Origin of the sequence: Nocardioides sp. NPDC057577 (genome assembly GCF_042801335.1) — a bacterium.
In the GTDB taxonomy this organism is placed as follows: Bacteria; Actinomycetota; Actinomycetes; order Propionibacteriales; family Nocardioidaceae; genus Nocardioides.
In genome coordinates this window covers 1-9,383 of the sequence record NZ_JBHVGB010000214.1, presented here as the reverse complement: position 1 = coordinate 9,383, position 9,383 = coordinate 1, and the positions used below count along the sequence as shown (strand labels likewise).

The 9,383-nt window shown below is 70.3% G+C and carries 11 protein-coding genes; 5 read left to right on the top strand and 6 right to left on the bottom strand.

Features of this window, described 5'->3' with window-relative positions; genetic code table 11:
• Nucleotides 1–75: 75 nt before the first annotated feature.
• From ACFU7D_RS26700 to hisI, 3 genes are read right to left on the bottom strand one after another with little or no spacing between them, the layout of a single operon-like run.
• The gene (locus ACFU7D_RS26700) at nt 76–276 is read right to left on the bottom strand and encodes an HGxxPAAW family protein (RefSeq protein ID WP_091046498.1); all 201 of its coding nucleotides are present in this window, start codon (nt 274–276) and stop codon (nt 76–78) included.
• Nucleotides 277–319: 43 nt separating this feature from the next.
• On the bottom strand, nt 320–871 hold the full coding sequence (locus ACFU7D_RS26695) for a Trp biosynthesis-associated membrane protein (RefSeq protein WP_378873086.1): 552 nt from the start codon (nt 869–871) through the stop codon (nt 320–322).
• Nucleotides 868–1,239, bottom strand: coding sequence for a phosphoribosyl-AMP cyclohydrolase (hisI, locus tag ACFU7D_RS26690; RefSeq protein ID WP_378728458.1), 372 nt, complete (start codon nt 1,237–1,239; stop codon nt 868–870). The genes ACFU7D_RS26695 and hisI overlap by 4 nt, the downstream gene beginning before the upstream one ends.
• 173 nt (nt 1,240–1,412) lie before the next feature.
• Here hisI and ACFU7D_RS26685 point away from each other — a divergent pair, with 173 nt between their 5' ends.
• Nucleotides 1,413–1,670, top strand: a complete 258-nt coding sequence (locus ACFU7D_RS26685; protein ID WP_378873084.1) for a CD225/dispanin family protein — start codon at nt 1,413–1,415, stop codon at nt 1,668–1,670.
• On the top strand, nt 1,667–2,083 hold the full coding sequence (locus ACFU7D_RS26680) for a DUF2752 domain-containing protein (protein ID WP_378873082.1): 417 nt from the start codon (nt 1,667–1,669) through the stop codon (nt 2,081–2,083). The genes ACFU7D_RS26685 and ACFU7D_RS26680 overlap by 4 nt, the downstream gene beginning before the upstream one ends.
• On the opposite strand, the gene ACFU7D_RS26675 is transcribed toward ACFU7D_RS26680, so the two are convergent.
• On the bottom strand, nt 2,080–2,853 hold the full coding sequence (locus ACFU7D_RS26675) for a helix-turn-helix domain-containing protein (protein ID WP_378873080.1): 774 nt from the start codon (nt 2,851–2,853) through the stop codon (nt 2,080–2,082). The genes ACFU7D_RS26680 and ACFU7D_RS26675 overlap by 4 nt on opposite strands.
• 86 nt (nt 2,854–2,939) lie before the next feature.
• On the opposite strand from ACFU7D_RS26675, the gene ACFU7D_RS26670 reads away from it, so the two are divergent.
• Entirely contained in the window at nt 2,940–3,332 is a 393-nt protein-coding gene (locus tag ACFU7D_RS26670) for a nuclear transport factor 2 family protein (RefSeq protein WP_378873078.1), read from the top strand.
• A 16-nt stretch (nt 3,333–3,348) separates the two neighbouring features.
• On the opposite strand, the gene ACFU7D_RS26665 is transcribed toward ACFU7D_RS26670, so the two are convergent.
• Complete coding sequence (locus ACFU7D_RS26665; RefSeq protein WP_378873076.1) at nt 3,349–5,166, bottom strand: ABC transporter ATP-binding protein; 1,818 nt, start codon at nt 5,164–5,166, stop codon at nt 3,349–3,351.
• Nucleotides 5,163–6,953 (bottom strand): ABC transporter ATP-binding protein, encoded by a 1,791-nt coding sequence (locus ACFU7D_RS26660; RefSeq protein ID WP_378873074.1) that lies wholly within the window; start codon nt 6,951–6,953, stop codon nt 5,163–5,165. Before ACFU7D_RS26660 ends, ACFU7D_RS26665 begins: the two co-directional genes overlap by 4 nt.
• 88 nt (nt 6,954–7,041) lie before the next feature.
• Here ACFU7D_RS26660 and ACFU7D_RS26655 point away from each other — a divergent pair, with 88 nt between their 5' ends.
• Together ACFU7D_RS26655 and ACFU7D_RS26650 are read left to right on the top strand one after the other, a co-directional pair.
• A complete protein-coding gene (locus tag ACFU7D_RS26655) occupies nt 7,042–7,665 on the top strand; it encodes a TIGR03085 family metal-binding protein (RefSeq protein WP_378873072.1) in 624 nt (207 codons plus the stop codon).
• Between the two features lie 92 nt (nt 7,666–7,757).
• Nucleotides 7,758–9,185, top strand: coding sequence for a YncE family protein (locus tag ACFU7D_RS26650; RefSeq protein WP_378873070.1), 1,428 nt, complete (start codon nt 7,758–7,760; stop codon nt 9,183–9,185).
• Nucleotides 9,186–9,383: the final 198 nt, after the last annotated feature.

Here is a 9,383-nt window from a genome sequence, read left to right as displayed (position 1 = left end):
ACCACCTACTGAGCCCGGCTCAGGAATCAGCGAGGCCCCCGGCGGATCCGCCGGGGGCCTCGCTGTCTGTCAGGCTCAGTGTGACTCGACGTTGAAGCCGAGCTTGGAGAGCACGATGAAGAGCAGGCCGCCCACGACGGTGACGGCGACGCCGATCCAGAAGACGAACCAGCTGATCGGGTCGAGCATCATGGCGACGCTGCCGATCAGGAAGCCGAGGAGGCCGACCGCGACTGCGATCCAGGCTGCCGGGGTGTTGCCGTGGCTGGCGGACATGCGATGCTCCTCTACGAGTTCACTTTGCTTGGCTGCAGTGTATTCATTGATCGCCCGTTGTCGGGTCCCGACCCTCGTCCAACGACTTCCAGACATCGATCGTGGACTGCTCCTCCAGCGGCTTCTGCTCCGGCTTCGCGGCCGCCGGGGCGTCGTACCTACGGCCCATCTCGGGCCACGACGGAGCAAGGCGTACGGCCGCGACGGCCGCCGCGACGGTCAGGACCGCGCCGAGGAGCGCGAGGTAGGGCCAGGGGGTGGTGGCGTGTTCGGTCTCGCCCCACACGACCTCGGAGTCGATCGCCCGGCCGAGCGCGTCGATCCCGGCATGGCCGAAGAAGGTGACGATCACGCCGATCCCGGCCAGGCCCGCGAGGGCAGCCACCAGACGGCGTACGAGGCCACGGGTGACCAGGACCACACCCCAGGCGGCGAGGGCGACCAGGGCCAGGCCGGTGGTGGCCGGGGAGTCGTTGAGGTCGGCCGGCATCTGGGCCGGGGCGGTGACCTTGACCCACTCGTTGGATCCTGCCCAGGCGGCCAGGGCCGCGCCGATCAGTCCGGTGGTGACGGTCGGGCCGAAGGACGCCTTCACGAGATCAGGCCGGACGAGATCAGGCCGGCGTCGAAGCAGGTGTGGTCGCCGGTGTGGCAGGCCGGGCCCTCCTGGTCGACCTTGAGCAGGATCGTGTCGCCGTCGCAGTCCAGGCGGACCTCCTTGACGTACTGCCGGTGGCCGGAGGTCTCCCCCTTGACCCAGTACTCCTGCCTGCTGCGGGACCAGTAGGTCGCCCGGCCCGTCGCGAGCGTGCGCGCCAGGGCCTCGTCGTCCATGTAGCCGAGCATCAGCACCTCGCCGGTGTCATGCTGCTGCGCCACCGCGGGCACCAGCCCGTCGGGGTTGCGCTTGAGCCGGTCTGCGATGGCGGGGTCCAGTCCCTCGCTCGTGGGTCCAGTAGTCACGGCTCCAGTATCCCGCTGGGCAACAGTACGGACACAACCGGCATGTCGCGGCGTTATTCCGGGGCCGCGGAAGCACCGGGCTGGCACACTCACCCGGTCATCTGGGCCGGTCTCGGTAAGGCCCTGTCAGCCGACCCTCCGGGTCGACTATTCAAACTGGAGAACACCCCACCATGGCTAACCCCACCCCGCAGCCGGCACCGGCGAAGCAGACCGACACCAGCGCCCTCGTGATCGGCATCCTGGTCACGATCTTCTGCTGCCTGCCCTTCGGCATCGTCTCGATCGTCAAGGCCGTCCAGGGCGACGCCGAGGGCGCCAAGAAGTGGGGCATCATCGGCGCCGTCACCGGCGTCGTCGTGATCGTCCTCTACATCATCGCCTCGGTCGTCCTCGGCCTCGGCATGGCCGCCCAGTCGGGGACCATGTGACCACACCCTCACGGGTGCGCGCGGGGCTCGTCCCACTGGCCGTCGTGGCCGGCGGGGCGGGCCTCGCGGCCGTCTTCGCCACCTCTCCCGGGCTCATCGCCTACGTTCCACCCTGCCCGGTCCACGCTCTCACCGGGATCGACTGCCCCGGCTGCGGGATGACCCGCGGGACGATGTCGCTCCTGTCGGGCGACCTCGTTGGCGCGATCGGCCACAACGCCCTGATGTTCTTGCTCGGGCTGCCGCTGCTCGGGCTGCTCTGGTTCTTCTGGCTCCGCGGCCGTGTCGGCGGCCACCCCGCCCCCGGCTGGGCCCGCTCCCGCACGGCGCTCTACACGTGGCTGACGCTGACCGTGGCCTTCACGGTCCTGCGCAACCTGCCCTGGGCGCCGTTCACGGCACTGGCTGCCTAACGCTCCCTATCGGCGAAGTACGCGGCGCTCGCCTCGTCGGCCGGGTAGTAGGACTCGATCGCGACCTCGTCGAGGGTGATGTCCATCGGGGTCCCGAAGGTGGTGATGGTCGAGAAGAGGTTGAGCTCGCGGCCGTCGACGCGAAGCGTCATCGGGATCACGACATCCGCCTCGAGTGCGAGCGACCCCTCCTCGTCCTGACCGGCCGGAGCCAGCACCTCCTCGTAGAGCCGGGTCAGCTCCGGGTCCGCGACGACGGCGAGCTGGCGCCTGACCCGCGCCCGGAACACGGCGCGTACGTCGGCCAGGTTCACCACCAGAGGTGCCAGTCCCTGAGGGTGGAGGCCGAGGCGTACGAGGTTGACGGGTGGTTCGAGCAGCTCGGGGTCGACGCCGGCGAAGAACTGGTCGACCGCGCGGTTGGTCATCAAGATGTTCCATCCGCGGTCGACCACCAGGGCCGGGTAGGGCTCGTGGGCGCGGAGAACCCGGCCGATGGCTTCGCGAGCGGACGCGAGCGCATCGTCCTCGAGGGGCCGCTGGGTGTAGCGCGGCGCGAAACCCGCGGCGAGCAGGAGCCGATTGCGGTCTCGCAGCGGGATGTCGAGCTGGTCGGCGAGCCGGAGGATCATCTCGGTGCTCGGCCGGGACCGGCCGGTCTCGACCAGGCTGACGTGGCGTGCCGAGACGTCTGCGGCGATCGCCAGGTCGAGCTGGCTGAGGCGACGTCGATGCCGCCATTCCCGCAACATCTCGCCGACCGTGTACATGGGCCCCAGGATCGCTCATCTGCCGGTCCGGCGCCATGAACTCCCATGTCATCGACACCGGTCCGGACCCCGAACACACTGGCGACATGACCACACAGAGCACATCCACCGACGCCGTCACGGCCCTCACCACCGCCTTCGCAGGCCTTGTCGCAACAGGCGACACCGGGCCCGTCGAGCAGCTGCTCGCCCCGGACTTCCGTCACCACCGACCGGACGCGACCTCGTCCACCAAGGAGCAGTGGCTCGACGCCGTCCGCGGCTCGCTCGAGCGGATCGACGGTATGGAGGTCGAGGTGAAGCACGTGCTGGCCGCCGACGGCCACGTCATGATGCACACCCGTCGCCGGCTGCCGGGCGGACCCGAGATCACCGTCGTCGACATCTGCCGGTTCGAGGACGGCATGATCGCCGAGGTCTGGGAGATCATCGAGCCGGCCGCCGAGGCCGCCGCGCATCTGTCGTGGTGGGACGCCTGAGCCCGACGCCGCCGGCTCAGCTGCCCTGTTGGGCGACCCAGGAGGCGTGCAGGCGGGCGTAGGTGGATCCTGCTTGAGCCACCAGCTCGCTGTGCGGTCCGCGCTGGGCGAGGTGACCGGCATCGACGACGATCACCTCGTCGGCGGCCTCGGCGGTGGAGAGACGGTGGGCGATGGTGACCGAGGTGCGTCCGCTCATCAGGCGCTCCAGCGCCCGGTTGATCCGCATCTCCAGGCGCGGGTCGACGGCGGAGGTGGCCTCGTCGAGGACCAGCAGGTCCGGGTCGGCGAGCTGGGCGCGCAGCAGCGCCACGAGCTGGCGCTCCCCCGCCGAGAGGGACTCGCCGCGCTGCCCGACGCTCGTGCGTACGCCGGCGGGAAGACCGGCGAGCCAGTCCCCCAGGCCGAGCACCCGGGCAGCCTCCTCGATCTCCTCGTCGGTGGCGTCCAGCCGCCCGTAGCGGACGTTGTCGGCCAAGGTGGAGTCGAAGAGGAAACCCTCCTGCGGGACGAGCACGACGCTGGTGCGCAGCGAGGCGTTGCCGATCTCGCGTACGTCGACGCCGTCGAGGCGCACCCTGCCCTCCGTCACGTCCATCACCCGGGTCAGCAGCTTCGCGATCGTCGACTTCCCCGACCCGGTCTCGCCGACCACGGCGACCCGGCGGCCAGGAGCAATCTCGAAGGAGATGTCGTGGAGGACCGGACGGCCGCCGGGGTAGGCGAAGGTGACCGCGTCGAACTCGATCGAGAGCGGGCCGCGGGGCAGAACCGTGCCGTCGGCGCCCGGGTCGACGAGGTCCGCGGGCGTGTCCAGGATCCCGATCGTGCGCCGCCAGGAGGCGATCGCGTTCTGCGCGTCGGTGAGGATCTGCGTACCCATCTGCACGGGACCCACGAAGAGCGTCACCAGGAACGCGAAGGCCAGGATCTCGCCGACGGTCAGTGCACCGCCGGTGCCCTGGTAGGCGAGTGCCAGCAGGACACCGCCGACGATCACACCGGCGTTGGCGAGGCCACCCGAGAGGCCGCCGAGGCTGAAGAAGACCGAGGTGTAGGCCTGCGCCTTGATCTGGGCCGCGCTGGTGGCATCGATCTCGCGGTCGATCCGCTCCTGGGTGCGGTCCTCGACGGCGTACGCCTTCACCACAGCGGCGCCGACGACCGGCTCGGAGACCGCGGAGAGCATCTTGGCGACCTGGCGGCGGGAGAGCGTGTAGGCCGCGGACAGCTTGCGCTGGAAGAACCGCAGGCTCAGGAAGAGCGGACCGAAGCAGAGCCAGACCAGGATCGCGAGCTGCCAGGAGTAGACCACCATCACGACGGTGGCGATCAGCATCTGCCCGATGCTGACGACGAAGAGCAGACCGCCGAAGACGATGAACTGACTGACCTGGTCGACGTCGCTGGTCACGCGCGAGACCAGCGCCCCGCGGTGTTCGGTCGACTGGGTGAGCATCGGCAGGTCGTGGACGTGCCGGAAGGCTTTCGTACGCAGCGTCGCCAGGCCCCGCTCGGCGGCGGTGAAGAGCCGGCTCGTCATCAGGAACGACGCCACGCCCGTGACCGCGATGGCGACCACCGCGATGAGACCGGCGCGCAGGACGTAGCCGAGGTCGGGGCCGTCCGGACCACTCAAGCCGTTGTCGAGGGTCTGCTGGACCACGATGGGTACGACGACCTGCCCCACGCTCGCGACCACGGCCAGCGCGAACGTGCCGCGGATGCCCTCGACCAGCTCCGGGGAGTGCTTGATGCCCCGGCGGATGGTCTCGATCGCGCCGAGCTCCTCGCCGCTGCCGACCCGGGTCTCGGGTTCGAGAGTCGCCGTCACTGGGCCACCTCCGGGGTCTCGTAGGCGTTCACCAGGCGGGCGTAGGAGTCATCGCGGGCGAGCAGCTCGGTGTGGGTGCCGCGGTCGCGGATGCGGCCGTTCTCGAGGTGCACGACCTCGTCGGCGAGCGCGATCGTGGCCTTGCGGTAGGCGACGACGACGAGGCTGGTGTCGCCGGGGCCGTCGCCGCTCCGCAGCGCGGCAAGGATGCGCTGCTCGACCTCGGGGTCGACCGCCGAGGTGGCGTCGTCGAGGATCAGGAGTCGTGGGCGGCGTACGAGAGCTCGGGCCAGCGCGAGGCGCTGCCGCTGCCCGCCGGAGAGACTCGCACCGCGCTCGCCGAGGGTGGTGTCGAGGCCGTTGGGCAGTGCGGTGACGAAGCCGTCGGCCTGGGCCGCCTTGAGCGCGGACCAGACCTCGTCGTCGGTGAGGTCTGCGCCGAGGGTGACGTTGCCGCGTACGGAGTCGTCGAAGACGAAGGCCGTCTGCGGCACCAGCGCCGCCACCCGGGCCCACTCCCCCGCGTCCAGGTCGCGCAGGTCGGTGCCGTCCAGGGTGATCCGGCCGGACTCCGGGTCGACCAGCCGCGCGAGCAGCATGGTCAGGGTGCTCTTGCCGGCCGCGGTCTCGCCGACGATCGCGACCGTACGCCCCGGCTCGACCTCGAAGTCGACGCCGTCGAGGAGCGGCGGGCCGTCGGCGTAGGCGTAGGAGATCCCCTCGGCCCGGACGCGAGCGCCGGTCGGTTCGCGGCTGGTCCTCGCCGTGCCGTAGGCCAGGCGTCCGGTCGCGTCCAGCACCCGCTGGACCCGCCGGTAGCCGACCACGCTGCGCGGGAACTCCCCCAGCAGCCAGCCGAAGGAACGGATCGGGAAGGCGACGATGGTGAGCAGGAAGGCGATCTGGACGACGTCACCGGGCGCGGCGGCTCCGCTGGAGACGCGGCCGACGCCGACGGCCAGGACGGCGAGGACGCCGATGCTGGGCAGTGCGGCCAGGACCGGGTCGAAGGCGGCGCGGAGTCGGCCGGCGTGGATGTTGACGTCGCGCAACTCCTGGGCCTTGTCCTGGAAGCGGGCGGTCTCCTCCGCCTCACGGCCCAGCGTCTTGACGACCAGGGCGCCGTCGAAGGACTCGTGAGCGATCCCGGAGAGCTCCGCGCGCAGTTGCTGGGCGCGGGTCATCAGCGGCGAGGAGAAGCGCTGGAAGACCAGGTTGGCGACGACGACCGCCGGGAACACGAGGATCGCGACCGAGGCCAGGACGACGTCGGTCCAGAACATCTGCCCGATCGCGATCACCATCATCGCGAGGGTGCCGACGGCCATCGGGAGCGGCGCGATCGGCGCCCAGGACGCCTCGACGTCGGAGTTGGCGTTGGAGAGCAGCTCGCCGGTCGGGTGCCGGTGATGCCAGGCGAGAGGAAGCGCCAGATACTGACGGGTGACCGCGCGGCGCGAATGGGCCTGCATGCGGTACTGCATCACCCCGGCGCCCAGCCGCCGTGCCACCACCCCGACGGCCCGCAGGATCGCGACGCCGACGAAGAGCCCCACCACGGCCCACAGCCAGCCGGCGCCGATCTCGCCGTCGCGCAGCGCCGGCACCAGCACGTGGTCGGTGGACCAGCCCAGCACCCAGGCGTCGGCGACGGTCAGCGCCCCGAAGAGCGCGGAGCCGAGGGTCGAGAGCGTGAAGACCGCCCACTCGCGCCGGATGGCGACTCCGAGAACCTTGAACCCGTCGGTCGTCGTGGCCCGCTGGGGTATCAGTTCCTCGTCGCTCATCTCGAGGTAAAGCCTAGGCCAGCACCGTGGCTGCGACGAATTTTTTTGGTCGCCCTCGACGTGGCACCGGCTCGATAGAGTGCAGGCCGTGGCTTCCTTCGCGCGCTCCGAGCGCATCGCCCTGTGCGACACCGCCGTCTCTCTCGGGCCGACGGCCCCCACGCTCTGCGAAGGCTGGGAGGTCAAGGACCTGCTGGTGCACCTGCTCGTCCGCGAACGCCGCCCGTGGGCAGCGGCGGGCAACCTCTGGACACCGCTCGTGCCCGTGCTGAGGAAGGCGGAGGCCGCGTACGCCGTCCAGCCGCTCGAGGCTCTCGCCGACCGCCTCCGCGACCCGAAGGGCACCCCGTTCGCGCTCGGGCCGATCGACAAGGCGGTCAACACCGTGGAGTTCTTCGTCCATCACGAGGACCTCCGCCGCGCCCAGCCGGGCTGGGCACCGCGTACGCTCCCCGCCGCTGCCGAGCGCGAGCTCTGGCGCACCCTGAAGCTGCTCGGCAAGGGCCTGGTCCGGTCCGCGGGCACCCCGCTCGTGGTCAGCAACGGCACCGACACCGCCACCCTCCGGCCCGGCGAGGAGCCCGTCACCATCACCGGCCCTGTCGGCGAGCTCCTGCTCTTCTGTTTCGGGCGTCACGAGGTGCGGGGGCTGTCCTTCGACGGCCCGGCCGAGCGGATCACGCTGTTGGAGAACGCGAGCCTCGGCTTCTGACGACGCTGACCCACCCACCGCGTACCGCCCGTAACCTCCGCGGGCCCGAGACGTTGTGTCTCAGATAACCGAATCCCCCAGGAGGTCCCGCGATGCGTCGTGCGGCAGCAGTCACGGTCGCCCTTTTCTTCGTCTTCTCGCTCACCGCAGCCGCTCCAGCGATCAGCGCGAGCGCGACCCCGGAACTGCAGGACGTGATGGTCGTCGGCAACAACTGGGACGGGACGGCCTCGATCGTCGACGCTCGCAGCCTCGAGGTGCTGCGCAAGGACATCGACCTGGTGCCGGACAAGAAGCAGGAGATCGCCGAGATCCACCAGGATCCCGAGCGCCTGGCGATGTACTACCTGGTCCGCTACGGCCCCGGCGAGGGCAACGACCAGCTCGTGGACGACATGTTCACCACCCGGGACGGCAAGCTGCTGGCGGTCTCGCGGCCCAGCCTCGCCGACGTGGTCTGGATCGACATCGCGAAGGCACTCGCGGGCTCGCCCGACTCCGTCGTGGTCGAGCAGCAGATGGACGGCCATCGCACCGACCACATGGGCCTCTCCCCCGACGGCACCAAGCTGCTGGTCTCGGACTCGACCTCGCGATCGGTGCACGAGTACTGGATGGGCGGGGCGGGCGACCCGCGGACGGGTGAGCGGCTGCGTACGTTCGAGTCGGGCGAGACGCCCCACGAGAACAACTACTCCGAGGACGGTTCGCGCATCTTCCACGCCTCCATCGGCCGCGTCTACCTGCCCGGCGACCAGAAGGAGATCACCCTCGACTCGCTGCCGCTGATCAACCTCGACCAGCTCGGCCTCGGCACCATCCCCGGCACCGACCTGCTCCCGCCGATCAAGATCGGCCCGATCCACGACGCGATCAAGGGCGACCGCTGGTTCGAGATCGTCGAGGAGTCCAGCTTCGACGTCTCCCAGCGCTGGGAGATGGGCAAGGAGCTGGAGGAGGCCGGCTACCCCTCGATCTCCTCAGCCGTACGCCCGATGGCGGTCGCGCCCGGCGAGCGGTTCATCTACTTCCAGATGTCGTTCCTGCACGGCATCGTCGAGTTCGACACCCAGGCCGCCGACATCGACGGGAAGGTCGGCTACTCCACCGGCTCCGTCGAGGAGCCCCGCACCGGCGCCGTCACCCGCGTCATCCAGCTCCCCAAGCACACCCAGCTGCCCCGCGAGCTCTACGTCAACGACTCCGCCCACCACGGTCTTTCGATCGATGCCAAGGGCGAGACCCTGTGCGCGGCGGGCACGATGGACGACTATGTCGCGATGGTCGACCGCTCCAGCGGCGAGCACACCATCCTCGACGAGGAGACCACCGGCCACTACTACGGCAAGCCCTACTGGACCACCGAAGGCCTCGGCAACACCTGCTGGGCGTCGCTGTCGGACGCCGACGCGGTCGCCGTGATCGACTTCCGCACCGGCGAGGAGCTCGCCTATCTCGACGTAGGCAACCACCCCCAGCGCGTACGCCACGGGCAGATCCCGGGCTCGCTGCTGGACTAGGGCGTTCGCGCTGCGGCGCAGATTCCCGCCATGGCGGGGATCTGCGCGGCGGGTCTGCGGCGGGGCGCGGCATTTTCCCGCCATGGCGGGAATGTGGGCCGAGCCAGCGCATCCCGGCCGACCAGCGGTGCGATGGCGGCGCGGACGACCCGGGTGTGCGATAGCGCGCCGGGTTATTCGTTCGCGGAGGAGCAGGTC

Bases quoted from the DNA above. Each gene is read 5' to 3' on its own strand.
- ACFU7D_RS26700 (WP_091046498.1), bottom strand. From the start codon at position 276: ATGTCCGCCAGCCACGGCAACACCCCGGCAGCCTGGATCGCAGTCGCG.
- ACFU7D_RS26685 (WP_378873084.1), top strand. From the start codon at position 1,413: ATGGCTAACCCCACCCCGCAGCCGGCACCGGCGAAGCAGACCGACACC.
- ACFU7D_RS26675 (WP_378873080.1), bottom strand. From the start codon at position 2,853: ATGTACACGGTCGGCGAGATGTTGCGGGAATGGCGGCATCGACGTCGC.
- ACFU7D_RS26670 (WP_378873078.1), top strand. From the start codon at position 2,940: ATGACCACACAGAGCACATCCACCGACGCCGTCACGGCCCTCACCACC.
- ACFU7D_RS26660 (WP_378873074.1), bottom strand. From the start codon at position 6,953: ATGAGCGACGAGGAACTGATACCCCAGCGGGCCACGACGACCGACGGG.
- ACFU7D_RS26650 (WP_378873070.1), top strand. From the start codon at position 7,758: ATGCGTCGTGCGGCAGCAGTCACGGTCGCCCTTTTCTTCGTCTTCTCG.